Here is a 15,271-nt window from a genome sequence, read left to right on the forward strand (position 1 = left end):
AGCCCGAGGACACCACCATGAAGACGACCAGCCGCCCCCCGACCAGCCAACCGGCCCCCGCGCCCGTCGGCGGGCCCCCCGCGCCCATGGTCGAGATCCGGGGTGTGCACAAGAGCTTCGGCTCCCTCGACGTCCTGCGCGGCATCGACCTGTCCGTGCGCCCCGGCGAGGTGACCGTGATCCTCGGCCCCTCCGGCTCCGGGAAGTCCACCCTGCTACGCACCGTCAACCACCTGGAGAAGGCGGACCGGGGCTCGATCACCGTGGACGGGGAGTTCATCGGCTACCGCAGGAAGGGCGACAAGCTGTACGAACTCCCCGAACGCGAGGTGCTGCGCCGCCGCACCCGGATCGGCTTCGTCTTCCAGAACTTCCACCTCTTTCCCCACCTCACCGTCCTGGAGAACGTCACCGAAGCCCCGGTGGCCGCGCTCGGCCGCGCGAAGAAGGAGGCCGTCGACACCGCGCACCTGCTCCTCGCCCGCGTCGGGCTCGACGACAGGGCGACGGCGTACCCGAGGCAGCTCTCCGGCGGTCAGCAGCAGCGCGTCGCCATCGCGCGGGCCCTGGCCCTCGAACCAAAGCTCCTGCTCTTCGACGAACCCACGTCCGCGCTCGACCCCGAACTGGTCGGCGAGGTCCTCGACGTCATCAAGGACCTCGCGGAGCAGGGCACCACGATGATCGTCGTCACGCACGAGATCGGCTTCGCCCGTGAGGCCGCCGACACCGTCGTCTTCATGGACGGGGGACGGATCGTCGAGGAGGGCCCACCCGCCGAGGTACTCGACCGGCCGCGCCACGCCCGCACGCGCGCCTTCCTCTCGAAGGTGCTGTGACGACGAACGCGCACGCGCCTTCCTCTCGAAGGTGCTGCGACCACGAACGCCCGCGCGCCTTCTCCTCGAAGTCCGGTGACGACGCACGCGCGCCTTGCTCCCTCAGGTCCTGTGACCACGAACGCCCCGCGACTTCCTCCCCGAGGTGCTGCGACCCGGCACTCCGGGGCCATCAGCCACATCCGCACCCTTCGAAAGAGCCGGCCCATGTCACCTCTCCGCCCGCTCCACCTGGCCGCCGGGATCGGCGGCCCGCCCCGCTACGACCCCGCGCACTACACCGGCCTCGCCCGGCTCGCCGAGCGCGGGGCCCTCGACTTCATCACCCTCGGCGACTCGTTCGCCCGGCCCGGCCCGGACGCCCTCGCCGTGCTCTCCCGGGTCGCGCCGGAAACCCGCAGGATCGGCCTCGTCCCGACCGTCGCCACGACCCACACCGAGCCCTTCCACGTGTCGTCCGCCGTGGCCACGCTGGACTGGGTCAGCCGCGGCCGGGCGGGCTGGTGCGTGGACGTGTCCACGACCGCGGCCGAGGCCCGGCTCTTCGGCCGTGGCTCCGCCCCGCCCGCCTCAGAACTGTGGTGTGAGGCGGGCGAGGCCGCCGACGTGGTGGCGCGCCTCTGGGACAGCTGGGAGGACGATGCCGAGATCCGGGACGCCGCCACCGGCCGCTTCCTCGACCGCGACAAGCTGCACCGCACCGACTTCGAGGGCACCGCCTTCAGTATCCGCGGACCCGCCGTCGTGCCCCGGCCCCCGCAGGGCCACCCGGTCACGGTCGTCGACGGCACGGCCGGTCCGGCCCGGGAGACCGCGGCCCGCCACGCCGACGTGGTGCTCGTCCGGGCCGGCACACCCGAGCGGGCCGCCGAGATCCGCGACGACGTGCACCGCCGCGCAGCGGCCCACGGACGCGACCCCGGGACGCTGCGGGTGCTCGCCGCACTCACCGTCGACCTCGGAGACGTCGAATCGGCCCCGGAGCCGGGGCTGGCGAGCGGACCACCGCTCGCCGGGCACGGCACGTACTACCGCGGCGGCCCGGTCGACCTCGCCGACCTGATCACCCAGTGGTACAGGGCAGGAGCGGTCGACGGTTTCCACCTCACCCCGATCACCCCCGGGCGCGACCTCGAACGGATCGTCAACGGCACCGTTGCCCTGCTCCAGCACCGCAGCCTGTTCCGCACCTTCTACCCCGGCGGCACCCTCCGCGAGCACCTGGGGCTGGCCCGCCCGGCCAACCGGTACGCCCTCCGGGGAGCACGGGTATGACGGCCGCCCCGCCGAGGCAGATGCATCTTGCCGCGCACTTCCCGGCGGACGACACGGCCGTCTGGAACGACCCGCGCTCCGGCAGCCAGGTCGAGTTCGCTTCCTTCGAACACCTTGCGCGGACCGCGGAACGAGGGCTGTTCGACTTCTTCCTCCTCGCCGAGGGGCTGCGGCTGCGCGAGGACAACGGGCTGGTCCGCGATCTGGACGTGGCCGGCCGGCCCGAGCCCCTCACCGTGCTCGCCGCTCTGTCGGCCGTCACCCAGCGGCTCGGTCTCGCCGCCACCGTCAGCCCCGGTTTCCACGAGCCGTACGAGCCGGCCCGCCGCCTCGCCACCCTCGACCACCTCAGCGCCGGCCGGGCCGCGTGGAACGTCGTCACCTCGTCCGGGCCCCTCACGGGTGAGAACTTCCGGAACGGCGGCCACCGGGACCGGGCCGGCAGCCACGCCCGCACCGCCGAGTTCGTCGCCACCGCCCGCGCGCTGTGGGACTCCTGGACCCCCGACGGCACCCCGGCCCCCTTCGCGCACCGCAGCCGGCACTTCCGCGTCGAGGGCGAGTTCACCGTCCCGCGCTCCCCGCAGGGGCATCCCGTCGTCATCGGGACGGGCGACTCCTCGCAGGACCGCGAGTTCGCCGCGTCCGCCGCCGACGTCGTCCTCGCCCGGCTCGGCACCCCGGAGGCGGGGCGCGCCTTCTGCGCCGACGTCAAGGAGCGGCTCGCCAGGTACGGCCGGGAGCCCGGCGAACTGAAGGTCATGGCCGGCGCCGGTGTGGTGCTGGGCGACAGCGACGCCGAGGCCCGGGAGCGGGCGGCCGCAATCCGGCTCCAGCAGGTCTCGCCGCAGCACGCCATCCGGGCCCTGGAGCAGGTGTGGGGCCGCGACCTCTCCTCGTACGATCCCGACGGACCGCTCCCCGAGTGGGACCCGGAGCCCGCGGCGGAGCTGGTCGGGGCCCGGCACGGCGAAGCCCTCGCGGTCGCGGCGCGCTGGCGCGAGCTGTCGCGGACGAAGGGCCTGTCCATCCGGCAGACGGTCATCGAGGCGACGGGCCGACAGCCGTTCGTCGGCAGCCCGGAGACCGTGGCGGCGGAGATGACCGGTCGCGTCGCCACGGGAGCCGCCGACGGCTTCGTACTCGTCCCCCATCTCGTCCCCGGCGGCCTCGACGACTTCGTCGACCGGGTCGTTCCGCTCCTTCAGGAACGAGGAGTGTTCCGCGGCGCGTACACCGGCTCCACGCTGCGGTCGCACCTCGGGCTCGCCGAGCCGGTATGGAAGGGTTGACCGCATGAGCACGGACGAACAGCAGCAGGCGGCACGGGACTGGGACCAATGGCACCGGGAGCGGACCGCCACGGTCGCAGCCCCCCACGGACCGCTCTCCCTCGCCGGGACCCATTGGCTCTCCGACTACCCGGAAGGTCGAATTCCGGCCGTCCCGGGCCATTGGCGGGAGGGGAGCGAGGAGGTGGTGCTCACCGCCGACCCCGATGACGGGCTGAGCGTGGACGGGAAGCCGTTCAACGGCCAGGTCCGGCTCGGTGCCGACCGCGGGCCGATCGACGGCTCCCGGGTGGCGCACGGCGATCGCCGGATCGTCGTGCTGAGCCGCGAAGGCCTGTGGGCGGTACGGGACTTCGACCCGGACTCCGCGGCGCGGCGTGCCTTCCGCGCCATCGAGGCCACACCGTACGACCCCCGCTGGTCGGTGCCGGGCCGGTTCCGCCCGTACGACACCTCCCGCACCGTCCGGGTCGAGAACGCCGACGGCGTCGAGCGCGGCCTGGGGCTCGGCGGGGAGATCGCCTTCGAACTGGACGGCGCCCGGCACACGCTCCAGGTCGCTGTCGAGGGCGACGGCTCGCTCTGGGCGGTCTTCGCCGACGCCACCAGCGGGGACACCAGTTACCGTTTCCGGTTCCTGCGGCCCGCCGCCCCGGCCGAGGACGGCTCGGTGACGGTCGACCTCAACCGGGCGCTGCTGCCGCCCTGTGCCTTCGCGGACCACTTCATCTGCCCCTTCCCGCCGCCCGGCAACACCCTGACCGTCGCCGTCGAGGCCGGGGAGCGGAACAGGACCGACGGCTGACCCGACCCCTTCGGCCCGCCCGCGTCCGGCCCCGGCGGAGCGTCCTGCGCCGGGGCCGGGCGCGGCTGCGGGGAAGCCGAACTCCCGCAAGCTCAGGCCAAAAGGCGCCCTTGCGCGAGAAGTTGACGCCTTGAATACTCCCGAGCAGCGCTTGTCAGGGGCACGGCACATCCGGAAATCGGACGGATGGCCGCGCCCATGACTGCGCCTCACGGGTCCGACCACCCCACAGGCGGACCCCCGACTCCCCTCGGGAGGAAACAAGTGAGGATCAAGCGCACCACCCCCCTCAGCACCGCCGCGAGACGCAGCAGGGCCATCGGCATCGCCGCAGGTCTCGTGGCGGTCGCCGCGCTCACCGTCCCCAGTGCCCAGGCCAGCTCCACCGGAACGTACAGCGCGAACCAGCTCTCCGCCGCGAGCGATGCCGTCCTCGGTGCCGACGTGGCCGGTACGGCCTGGAACGTCGATCCCGTGACGAAGAAGGTGGTGGTCACGGCCGACAGTACGGTCTCCGCCTCGGAGATCCAGCAGATCAAGGACTCCGCGGGCGCCAACGCGGGCGCCCTGCGCATCGAGCGCACCTCCGGGAAGTTCAGCAAGCTGCTCTCCGGCGGTGACGCCATCTACGCACCCGGCTGGCGCTGTTCGCTCGGATTCAACGTCCGCAGCGGCAGCACGTACTACTTCCTGACCGCCGGTCACTGCACCGACGGCAACCCTCCCTGGTACACCAACTCCTCGAACACCACCTACATCGGCCCGACGGTCGGGTCCAGCTTCCCGACCAACGACTACGGTCTCGTCCGGTACGACAACGCCGCCGTCGCCCACGCCGGGACGGTCGGCAGCGTCGACATCACCAGCGCGGCCAACGCCACGGTCGGGATGTCCGTCACCCGTCGCGGCTCCACCACCGGCATCCACAGCGGCAGCGTCTCCGCGCTCAACGCCACGGTCAACTACGGCAACGGTGACATCGTCTACGGCATGATCAAGACGAACGTGTGTGCGGAACCCGGTGACTCCGGTGGCCCGCTCTACTCCGGCTCCAGGGCGATCGGACTCACCTCGGGCGGCAGCGGCAACTGCAGCTCCGGTGGGACGACCTTCTTCCAGCCGGTCACCGAGGCACTCAGCGCGTACGGCGTCAGCGTCTACTGACACAGCGGGTGGCCGGTTCCGTCCCCCTGGAACCGGACCGTCCCTCGAAAGCGCAAGTCGAACACGCCGAGCCCCCGCCCGAATTGTGGGCGGGGGCTCCCGCTGACCCCGCGGCCTTTGAGAAGATGTGACACAGGACGGTCACGCAGGAACAACGGGGGTGGGTGCTGCGCCTCCCGGAGGGATGCCCTCCGGGTGCCCCCGGCAGAGACCCAGGGGGTTCCAGGTCCGTGAAACGCATCGGAGTGACCGGTCATCGCAGCATTCCGCAGGAAGCCCACGACCATGTGCTGGCGTCGATGCGAGCGGCGTTGTGCGGGTTCGACGGCTCGGTGGAGGCGTTGTCCAGCCTGGCCGTCGGGGCGGACCAGCTCTTCGCCGACCTGGCGCTCGCCCGGGGTGCCCAGCTGACCGTGGTCATCCCCAGCGGCGACTACGAGGCCTCCTTCGCCGACGGGGCCGAGCTGGCCCGGTACCGGGCGCTCAAGGCCCGCGCCGTGCGGGAGGTCAGACTGGACTACCCGCACTCCACCGACGAGGCGTACTACGCCGCCGGCGCCTACATCGCCGACCACTGCGACCGGCTGATCGCCGTGTGGGACGGCCGCCCCGCCCGGGGCCTCGGCGGAACAGGGGACATCGTGACGTACGCCCGCGGGCTCGGGCGCCCGGTGACGGTGATCTGGCGTGACGGGATCGAACGGAACTGACCGGCCGTCACGGACCGGGCGCCGGTGCCCTCACATCTGGTGCCGTGCGAGCCAGTCGGTGTGCTGCGGGGAGACGATGCGCTCGGTCTCGAACACCGCACGCGGCCACTGGCGCTCGTTCAGCGTCGTCTCCATCGCTATCTGCATCGACTCCAGGTCCTTCTCCACCAGGGAGTGGGCCGAGATCAGGGGATGGTGGCGGCGCATCTCGGCCCAGGCGAGACAGGCGGCGGCCGCGGCCGAGAGCACTCCGGTCAGCGCGAAGGACTGACCGACCGAGAAGGCCCTGAGCAGGGCGAGAAGCAGGGCGAGGGCCGTCAGCGCGGCAATGGTGGTCGACCAGACGAGGGTGGCCCGCCGCGAGATCTCCTGGCGTCTGCGATACCAGCTGCGCTGTTCGATCAGCCGGTCACGCACATAGGTTTCCTTGCGCACCGTGAATGCCTTGTCCCGTAAGGCACGCATGGAATCGGTGATGAGCCCGCCGGAATCAGCCGTCCGGTCCCGGGGGTCGGACCAGCCCACCTTGCGGAGCTCCTGAAGCCCTTCTTCCAGCCGATTGGCGAACACCGCTTCGGGGTGCTGTGTGCCGGTATCGAAAGGTGAGCCGTGCACCGAGTACCGCCAGCACATCGATTTGATGAACTCTGCCGCGGAGCGATTGAGTTGCCAATGCGACTTTGCTTTCCGCCGGGAGGTGAGGTAAGTGGCGACCAGGACGCCGAGGTAGGCCAACACTGCCGCGCTGTCGCTGAGTTGCAGGGTGCCGGCGACCTCCGCACGCCACGGCAGCGCGGCCGGTATCGTGCCCCCGACCAGCAGGATGAGCTGCCACCGGGTGGTATTCACCGCCTCCCGTTGGCGGGCGATCGCAATGGCGTCCGTATGGTGAAAGAGCTCCGGCAGATCAGCGTTCCTGAAGACCATGCTCTGCAGTGGTCCGGGAATCGCCGTCATGTTCACTCCCGTCTGCGGTTATGTCGTCACCCTGATGGCGGAATCCATCGTTCCGCTCCATCCGGGCCGGTCCCGTGTGACGCTCGTGTTCCAAGTGGGCGTCCTCAGTTGCCAACCGAGGCCATGAGAGTAAAGTCGTGCCGCCGGACACTGCAATGGTGCATGTACCAACGCTGGTTTCGTGTCCGGAACCATTCCATCGGAACGAATCCCCTCAAGGACGGCCGTGAAGACCACTGAATCCTCCCTCTCCTTCGCCGTTGCGAAGAAGAGTCGTGTGCCGCTCGCCGCGATCGACGCGCGTGGCGGCGAAGCAGCCAGGAAGCTCGGTCGGGTGCATGTCGCCTCCGCCGGTCGCCCCAGCCAGGCATCCACCTTCAACTCCTCCCTCTGATCCCCGATTACGGATCACTCCACCGGGACGGCCGGTCTGCCGGATCACCCTTCCGGGCTGGCTAGACTGGCGGAATGACAGGACCCCTGGTCCCTTTCCGTGAAGTAGTACTCAAGGTTCACAGCAGGTGTGATCTTGCCTGTGACCATTGCTATGTCTACGAACATGCCGATCAGAGCTGGCGAACCCGTCCGAAAACAATCTCTGACGAAGTCATTTTCCGGACTGCTCAGCGCCTGGCTGAGCATGCCAAGACACACGCACTGCCCTCCGTGTCAGTAATCCTGCACGGAGGGGAGCCTCTGCTGGCCGGTCCCGCCCGGCTGCGGCGCATCTGCGAAGAGCTGACCTCCGCCTTCGACGGCATCGCCGCCCTCGATCTCCGGATCCATACCAACGGCCTGCAGCTCAGCCCGCGCTATCTCGACCTCTTCAGCGAGTACGACGTCAAGGTGGGTATCTCCCTCGACGGCGACCGCGCGGCCAACGACCGGCACCGCCGCTTCGCCGACGGGCGCAGCAGTCACCCTCTGGTGCTCAAGGCCGTCGAGCTGCTCCGGCAGGAGCGCTACCGCCATCTCAACCTCGGTCTCCTGTGCACCATCGACATCGAGAACGACCCCGTCGCGGTCCTGGACGCCCTCACGGAGCTCGAACCGCCGCTCATCGACTTCCTGCTTCCCCATGCCACCTGGGACGACCCGCCGCCGCGGCCGGACGGATCGCCCACCGCCTACGCCGACTGGCTCCTCGCGGTATTCGACCGCTGGCAGGAGCAGGGGCGCCCGGTGCCGGTGCGGATCTTCTCCTCGGTCGCCTCCACGCTCGACGGCGGCCCCAGCCTCACCGAGTCCCTGGGCCTCGCGCCGACCGACCTCGTGGTCGTCGAGACCGACGGCCGGCTGGAACAGGTCGACTCACTGAAGAGCGCCTACGAGGGCGCGGCGGACACCGGGTTCGACGTCTTCGCGAACGCCTTCGACGAGGTCGCGGCACACCCCGGAGTGCGGGCCAGACAGCTCGGCCTGGAGGGGGTCAGTGGGACGTGCCGCCGCTGCCCCGTCGTACGTTCGTGCGGGGGAGGCCTGTACACCCACCGCTACAGCTCGGCCGGCGAAGGCGAGGGGTTCGACAACCCGTCCGTGTACTGCCACGACCTCGCCGCCCTGGTGCGCGGCATCGAGGCCCGTACGCCGGCGGCCACCGCGGCACCGGAGGTGGCCGACCCGGTCGCACTGCTCGCGGCCCAGGAGGACCTCACCCGCACCCTGCTGGCGCGACTGCACGCAGACCTGGACGGCAGGGGCGGTGAGCGGTGGGCGCGGGCGTGGGATCTGGCGGCCGTCCTGGAGGGCTCGGAGGAAGGGGCGCGGGGACTGGACGGCGTACTCGCCCATCCCTACACGCGCACCTGGCTGCTCGACGCGCTGGACGCCCTGCACGAGGACCGGGCCGGGGCGCCTTCCGGCGCGGCGGACGGCCTGCAGACCCTGCTCGCCGCGGCAGCCGTGCGGGCGGGCCTCGATCTGCGACTGCCGGTGCCCTACCGGGACGGCGGGCTCGTCCTGCCCACTCTCGGGCGGCTTACGGTCGCCGGGCCGGGGGAGCACGGGACCGTGCTGGTGCGCGCGGCGGGGGACGGCTTCCTGGCGGGCCACGCCGCCGGAGGGGCCGAGCGGCGGATCCGGCGGTCCGTGGCGGCCGAGCCTGGCTGGCTGCCGGTGCGCGGGTTCGCCCTGCGGGGTGCCCCGTTCCCCGGACACGGATTCGTGATCGACGACCTCGATCCGTACCGGGACTGCTACGGCGCACCCGCCGCGGCCACACTCGACGCGGCGGCGGGCGGCCGTCTGGGCGATGCGCTGACCGAGGCCTGGGGGCTCATCGAGGAGCGGGCTCCCGCTCACGGCGCGGGATCGGTCGACGGTCCCCTCACCTTCACTCCGCTCACCGGGGTGGCGCCGGGCGAGCCCTCGGTGGGGCGGCACGGATACGGCGCACTCGGCATCGGGGCGGACGAGGGCGCGGGCACCCTGGCGCTCGCGCTGCTGCGCGGCGTGCGGCGGGCGAGATTCCGGGCACTGGTGGACGTCACGGATCTTTACGCGGCGGACGGCTCCTGGGAACATCGAATGCCCTGGAAGGAAGAATTGGTTCCTTTTTCCAGGCTGCTGGAAGCTGCCTATGAACGGCTGGCGCTCGCGGTATTCGACCACCGGTACCGGAAGGGCATCCCGCAGGCACTCGACACTCTGGAAGGGGCCGCCGAACTCACCGTCGGTGGGAAACGGCTGCTGACTCTGATGCGAAAAGAATTCTGAATCCCGGATTCCGGTTCGATGGAGCGTGCGGGCGCAGACTCGGGACAACCGGGAGGAACAGTTGCAGACCGCGTGCGCGCAGGAGTGTGATCAACAGGACCTGGGAACAGATGACTGAAAAGTGGCGTTGATTGACCGAACGTCATGGGGGTGGAGCAAGGTCCGCTCCGGAATGATGAATTCGCTCGCATTCTCTTCACTCCTCGGGTGCGGGTGCTCACACAGGACGGGGGTCGTGTGCACGCGACGACGCAGCAGCGAGCGGCGGACCATCGGCCGTACTTCTTCTTGAGCTACGCGCACACACCGGGGTACGGCGGTGGCACGGACCCCGACATGTGGGTCGAGCGGCTCTTCCAGGATCTCTGCGGCCATGTGATGGCCATGACCGATCTGCCCGCGGGCGCACCCGCGGGCTTCATCGACCGTGAGATACGTTCCGGCGAGGGCTGGTCGGAACGGCTCGGTGAAGTGCTCGCCACCTGCCGGGTGTTCGTACCGCTGTTCTCGCCGCGCTACTTCGCCAGCGAGATGTGCGGCAAGGAGTGGTACGCGTTCGCCCAGCGGGCCATCCATCACCGGGCCCGCTCCAATCAGCCGGCCGAAGCGATCGTCCCGGCGCTCTGGGTGCCGGTGCCGCCCAGCCAGCTGCCCGGTCCGGCCGAGCGATTACAGTTCAACCACCGCGATTTCGGGGACCGTTACGTCAGTGACGGGCTGTACGGACTGATCAAGCTCAAACTCTTCAACGAGGAGTACGAGCGTGCGGTGTACGAGCTCGCCAAACGGATCGTCAGCGTGGCCGACACCGTACGGATCGGCACCGGCCGGCCCGTCGACTACCGGCTGGCGCCCAGCGCCTTCGGCTCACCCACAGGCGGAGCAGGCGGCCCCCGCCCCATGCAGGTGACCATCGCCGCCGCCACCCGTCACGACCTGCCGGAGGGGCGCAACGCCGACTACTACGGCGACAACCCGCAGGACTGGAACCCCTACCACCCCGACGCCGCACGGCCCCTGGCCTATGTCGCCGAGGACCTGGTGCGCTCCCTCAACTACCAGGCCACCATCGCCTCCTTCGACGAGGAGGCCGGCCTGCCGGCCGGGAAACAGCCCCCGACCACACCGGAGATCCTCCTCGTCGACCGCTGGGCGCTCCAGGACGAGGACCGGTGCCGGCGGCTCGCCGCCTTCGACGCGGAGAACCGCCCCTGGGTGACGATGGTCGTGCCGTGGAACCGCGACGACCACGAGAGTAGAGCCGCGGAGGCCGAACTGACCGCCAAGCTGGAGCGGACCATGCCCACCAAGATGCGCCAGGGCCGGGCCTACTGCCGCGCCGCCGCCAGAGGCGTACCGAGCATGGAGGCCTTCGGCCAGCTCCTGCCGCAGGTGGTCGAGGCGGCCGCCCAGCAGTACCTGAGACACGCGGCCGTCTATCTGCCCGCCACCGGCGGCGGAGGACCCACCGAACGGACTCGACTGATGGGACCGATGGCGCAGACCCAGTACATCCACCGGACACATGACGCTGCGACGGATGCGGAGGACACGGATGACGGCCAGTCGTGACGGGCGCATCGTCACCTTCTACTCGTACAAGGGCGGTACCGGGCGCACCATGGCCCTGGCCAACACGGCCTGGATTCTCGCCGCCAACGGCAAACGGGTACTGGCCGTCGACTGGGACCTGGAGGCGCCCGGGCTGCACCGGTTCTTCCACCCGTTCCTCGACCCCTCGACGCTCGGAGCCACCACCGGTGTCATCGATCTGATCACCGAGTACGCCTGGGCCGCGACCAGCCCGGTGCAGCGAGCCGACGACTGGCACCGGGACTACGCGCGGATCCAGCCGCACGCGGTCTCGCTCACCCCCGAGGCGCTCGGCTGGGAGTTCCCGCACGGGGGCACACTCGACTTCGTCTCCGCGGGGCGGCAGAACCGCGAATACTCCGCGACCGTCTCCACGTTCGACTGGGACAACTTCTACGACCGGCTCGGCGGCGGCCACTTCTTCGACGCCCTGCGCGACGACATGAAGGCCAACTACGACTACGTCCTCATCGACAGCCGCACCGGCCTCAGCGACATCGCCGACATCTGCACCGTCCACCTGCCCGATGTGCTCGTCGACTGCTTCACGCTCAGCGACCAGTCCATCGACGGCGCGGCCTCGGTCGCCCGGCAGATCTCGGAGCGGTACACCGGCCGTCCCATCTCCATCTTCCCCGTCCCGATGCGAATCGACGAGGGTGAGAAGGAGAAGGCGGACGCCGGACGGGCCCTGGCCCGGCTGAAGTTCGACCGGCTGCCGCGCGACCTGTCCGGAGACGAACTCACCGCCTACTGGGGCGCCGTGGAGATCCCGTACCGCCCCTACTACGCGTACGAGGAGACGCTGGCGACCTTCGGGGACGAGACAGGGCTCACCAACTCACTCCTCTCCGCCTTCGAGCGGCTCACCTCCGTCATCACCGACCAGCAGATCACCTCGATGCCACCGGTCGGGGAAGAGGTACGGCTGCGCATCCGTGACGCGTTCACCCGGCGCAGGCCCGCACTGCCCGCCGATCTCTTCCTCAGCTACGTGGCGGAGAACCGGATGTGGGCGGACTGGATCGAGTCCGTACTCACCCGGGCCGGTTTCCGTGTCGTACCCCGCGACGTGTCCGCCGAGCGGGGGCCCGATGAGGCGACGGCCTCCGCCACGGAGAACGCGGTCCGCACCGTGGTGCTGCTCTCCAGCGCCTACCTCAAGTCGCAACGCGCGGTGAACCTCTGGGAACGCGCCGTCGCCGAGGATCCGGGCGGCGGGCGGCGCCATCTGCTGCCCCTGAGGGTCGGTGACGTACGGCTGTCCGCGCCCTACATCGACCGCAACCCCGTCGATCTGTTCCGGCTCGACGAAGTGCACGCCACCGCCGCCCTGTTACGCGCCCTGGACCGGCCCGTGCAGCTCACCGACGCGGTCTCGCCCGGCCCCCGCTTCCCCGGTACCGTCCCCCGGATCTGGAACGCGCCGCCGCGCAACCCCGGCTTCACCGGCCGCTCCCTGGTCCTGGAGCGGATGCGCGACCAGCTCGGCGGCGGCATGGCCGTCGTGCTGCCGCAGCCGCAGACCCTGTACGGGCTCGGCGGCGTCGGCAAGACGCAGGTCGCCCTGGAGTACGTGCACCGGTTCATGGCCGACTACGACCTGGTCTGGTGGATATCGTCCGAGCAGACCGACGACGTCGTCGCCGGGCTCGCCGAACTCGCCGTCCGGCTGGGCGCCCAGGGCGGCGACGACATGGCAGCCGCCTCCCAGGAGGCTGTCGACCTGCTGCGCCGCGGTGTGCCTTCGGACCGCTGGCTGCTGGTCTTCGACAACGCCGACGATCCCGAACGGCTCCGGCGGTACTTCCCGCAGGGAGGCTCCGGTCACATCCTGGTCACCTCCCGCAACCAGGCCTGGTCCCAGCACGGCGACGCGCTGCCCGTCGACGTCTTCCTGCGCGAGGAGTCCATCGAACACCTCCAGCGCCGGGCACCGGGACTGAGCGACGAGGACGCGGCCCAGGTGGCCACCGCGGTGGGCGACCTGCCGCTCGCCGTCGAACAGGCGGCCGCGTGGATCGCGGAGACCGCCACCCCGATCGACACCTACCTGGAACAACTGGCCCAGCAGGCCCCGGAGGTCCTGGCCCTCAACCAGCCGGCCGGATACCCCGAGCCGGTCGCCGCGACGTGGAACATCTCCATCCAGCGCCTCAAGGAGCGCTCGCCCGCCGCGGTGCGCCTGCTCCAGCTCTGCGCCTTCTTCGCCCCCGAACCGATCTCGGGGAACCTGCTGTACAGCAAGGAGATGATCGAGGCGCTGAAGCCGTACGACGCCTCGCTCCAGGAGAAGCTGGTGCTGGGCCGTGTCATCCGGGAGATCGGCCGGTTCGCCCTCGCCAAGGTCGACCAGGTCTCCAACTCCATCCAGGTGCACCGGCTCGTCCAGGCGGTCATCCGGGCCCAGCTCACCGAGGCGGAGCAGCAGGATGCCCGGCACGCCGTCCACCGCATCCTGGCGGGTGCCAGGCCCGACGACGACGAGCCGATCGACAACCCGGCCAACTGGCAGCAGTTCTCCACGATATGGCCGCACCTGGGCCCGTCCGACGCCCGCAACTGCAAGGAGCCCGAGGCCCGCAGGCTCCTGATCGACCGGGTGCGCTACCTGTGGAAGCGCGGTGACTTCAGGACGGCCACCACGCTCTGCGAGGAGCTGCGCGAGATCTGGCGCGAGACGCTGGGGGAGCGGGACATCCAGTACCTCTACCTCTGCTTCCACCTGTCCAACATCTACCGCTCGCGCGGTCGTTACGTGGAGGCGAAGGACCTCGACGAGATCACCCTCGCGACCCAGCGGGAGGTGCTGGGCCCGGAGCATCCGCACACGTACATGAGCACCAGCAGCCTGGCCACGGACCTCGGCACGCTCGGCGAGTACACCAGGGCGATCGAGCTGGCGACCGAGGCCACCGACGGCTTCAACCAGATCTTCCACGACTCGCACCCCAGGGCCCTGGCCGCGGCCAACAACCTGGCGTTCACCCTGAGGTCGATCGGTCAGTACGCCAAGGCCCGGGAGATCGACCAGGACGTCTTCGACCGACGCCGGGAGGTGCTCGGCGAGGAGCACCCCTACAGCCTCTCCTCGGCCATGAACCTGGCCCGTGACCTGCGGGACGTCGGACGGTACGAGGACTCGGTCGGCATTCTCAGCCGTACGTACGACAGCTACAAGGCCACACTCGGCCGGTCCTTCCCCGGCACGCTCAGCGCGGCCAAGAGCCTGGCGGTCTCGCTGCGCCGGGCGGGCAGGCTGGAGGACGCCCGCCGGCTCACGGTGGCGACCCGCGCCCGGTACCGGGCCAAGTACACCTCCGCCAACCCGGAGTGGCTGGCCTGCGACCTCAATCTGGCGGCCGACCTGTTCGCGGCCGGTGAGGCGGCCGAGGCCCGGACCACCGCCCAGGAGGTCGTCGACCAGTACATGAAGGTGCCGGGCGAGAAGCACCCGTACACCCTGGCGGCCCTGAACAACCTGGGCGTCTATCTCTGGGGGACCGGTGCGGCCGAGGAGGCGGAGCAGGTACTGACCCGGGTGGTGGCCTCGATGCGCGAGGTGTACGGGCGCGAGCACCCCAACACGCTGTTCAGCGTGATGAACCTGGCCAACGCCACGGCGGAGCGCGGCGACATCGACCTGGTGCTGAAGACCGAGCGGTCACTGGCGGTGCAGTTCCGGGAGGTGCTGGGCGCACACCATCCGGAGACGCTGGCCATGAAGTCGAACATGGCGGTCACCCTCGGCGCGATGGGGCGCAAGGACGAGGCGCTCCACGTCAGGGCGGAGACGGTCGAGGAGCTGTCCCGGCAACTCGGCGAGGACCACCCGCTCACCCGGATCGCCCGGGACGACCGCAGGTTCCAGCGCGAACTGGAACCGCAGGCGGTGTGATGCGCGCGGGAGCGTCCGGCCGG

11 protein-coding genes are annotated in these 15,271 nt (G+C 70.5%); 10 read left to right on the plus strand and 1 reads right to left on the minus strand.

All coding sequences use genetic code 11. The features are described 5' to 3' along the window. Positions 1-86: 86 nt before the first annotated feature. The 6 genes from ABZ434_RS15690 to ABZ434_RS15715 all read left to right on the plus strand — a co-directional run bounded on the left by ABZ434_RS15690 (position 87) and on the right by ABZ434_RS15715 (position 6,085). Positions 87-839: an amino acid ABC transporter ATP-binding protein gene (locus ABZ434_RS15690; protein WP_359136190.1), complete on the plus strand. Its 753-nt coding sequence runs from the start codon at positions 87-89 to the stop codon at positions 837-839. A gap of 207 nt (positions 840-1,046) precedes the next feature. Continuing rightward, positions 1,047-2,114 carry an LLM class flavin-dependent oxidoreductase gene (locus ABZ434_RS15695; RefSeq protein WP_359135881.1) on the plus strand — a complete coding sequence of 356 codons (1,068 nt, stop codon included), beginning with the start codon at positions 1,047-1,049 and terminating at the stop codon, positions 2,112-2,114. Then, positions 2,111-3,406, plus strand: coding sequence for an NtaA/DmoA family FMN-dependent monooxygenase (locus ABZ434_RS15700; protein ID WP_359135883.1), 1,296 nt, complete (start codon positions 2,111-2,113; stop codon positions 3,404-3,406). Before ABZ434_RS15695 ends, ABZ434_RS15700 begins: the two co-directional genes overlap by 4 nt. A 4-nt stretch (positions 3,407-3,410) precedes the next feature. After that, positions 3,411-4,211, plus strand: coding sequence for a DUF1684 domain-containing protein (locus ABZ434_RS15705; protein WP_359135885.1), 801 nt, complete (start codon positions 3,411-3,413; stop codon positions 4,209-4,211). Positions 4,212-4,475: 264 nt separating this feature from the next. Continuing rightward, complete coding sequence (locus ABZ434_RS15710; RefSeq protein ID WP_359135887.1) at positions 4,476-5,375, plus strand: S1 family peptidase; 900 nt, start codon at positions 4,476-4,478, stop codon at positions 5,373-5,375. A 230-nt stretch (positions 5,376-5,605) separates the two neighbouring features. Further along, entirely contained in the window at positions 5,606-6,085 is a 480-nt protein-coding gene (locus tag ABZ434_RS15715; RefSeq protein WP_359135889.1) for a hypothetical protein, read from the plus strand. 30 nt (positions 6,086-6,115) lie between these two features. On the opposite strand, the gene ABZ434_RS15720 is transcribed toward ABZ434_RS15715, so the two are convergent. Continuing rightward, complete coding sequence (locus ABZ434_RS15720) at positions 6,116-7,042, minus strand: DUF4231 domain-containing protein (RefSeq protein WP_359135891.1); 927 nt, start codon at positions 7,040-7,042, stop codon at positions 6,116-6,118. Between the two features lie 226 nt (positions 7,043-7,268). Here ABZ434_RS15720 and fxsA point away from each other — a divergent pair, with 226 nt between their 5' ends. The 4 genes from fxsA (at position 7,269) to fxsT (ending at position 15,248) form a co-directional block, all read left to right on the plus strand. Next, complete coding sequence (gene fxsA, locus ABZ434_RS15725; protein WP_219571751.1) at positions 7,269-7,436, plus strand: FxSxx-COOH cyclophane-containing RiPP peptide; 168 nt, start codon at positions 7,269-7,271, stop codon at positions 7,434-7,436. A gap of 74 nt (positions 7,437-7,510) precedes the next feature. Beyond that, entirely contained in the window at positions 7,511-9,757 is a 2,247-nt protein-coding gene (fxsB, locus tag ABZ434_RS15730; protein ID WP_359135892.1) for a radical SAM/SPASM protein FxsB, inactivated metallohydrolase extension form, read from the plus strand. A 213-nt stretch (positions 9,758-9,970) separates the two neighbouring features. Beyond that, positions 9,971-11,329 (plus strand): FxsC protein, encoded by a 1,359-nt coding sequence (gene fsxC / locus ABZ434_RS15735; RefSeq protein WP_359136193.1) that lies wholly within the window; start codon positions 9,971-9,973, stop codon positions 11,327-11,329. Then, positions 11,313-15,248, plus strand: a complete 3,936-nt coding sequence (gene fxsT, locus ABZ434_RS15740) for an FxSxx-COOH system tetratricopeptide repeat protein (RefSeq protein WP_359135894.1) — start codon at positions 11,313-11,315, stop codon at positions 15,246-15,248. Before fsxC ends, fxsT begins: the two co-directional genes overlap by 17 nt. Positions 15,249-15,271 lie beyond the last annotated feature (23 nt).

The sequence above is a fragment of the Streptomyces sp. NPDC005761 genome (genome assembly GCF_040630635.1).
Classification (GTDB): domain Bacteria; phylum Actinomycetota; class Actinomycetes; order Streptomycetales; family Streptomycetaceae; genus Streptomyces.

Excerpts from the sequence above, each read along its gene's own strand:
- fxsT (WP_359135894.1), top strand. The coding sequence starts at position 11,313 with ATGACGGCCAGTCGTGACGGGCGCATCGTCACCTTCTACTCGTACAAG.
- fxsB (WP_359135892.1), top strand. The coding sequence starts at position 7,511 with ATGACAGGACCCCTGGTCCCTTTCCGTGAAGTAGTACTCAAGGTTCAC.
- ABZ434_RS15695 (WP_359135881.1), top strand. The coding sequence starts at position 1,047 with ATGTCACCTCTCCGCCCGCTCCACCTGGCCGCCGGGATCGGCGGCCCG.
- ABZ434_RS15705 (WP_359135885.1), top strand. The coding sequence starts at position 3,411 with ATGAGCACGGACGAACAGCAGCAGGCGGCACGGGACTGGGACCAATGG.
- ABZ434_RS15690 (WP_359136190.1), top strand. The coding sequence starts at position 87 with ATGGTCGAGATCCGGGGTGTGCACAAGAGCTTCGGCTCCCTCGACGTC.
- ABZ434_RS15720 (WP_359135891.1), bottom strand. The coding sequence starts at position 7,042 with ATGACGGCGATTCCCGGACCACTGCAGAGCATGGTCTTCAGGAACGCT.
- ABZ434_RS15700 (WP_359135883.1), top strand. The coding sequence starts at position 2,111 with ATGACGGCCGCCCCGCCGAGGCAGATGCATCTTGCCGCGCACTTCCCG.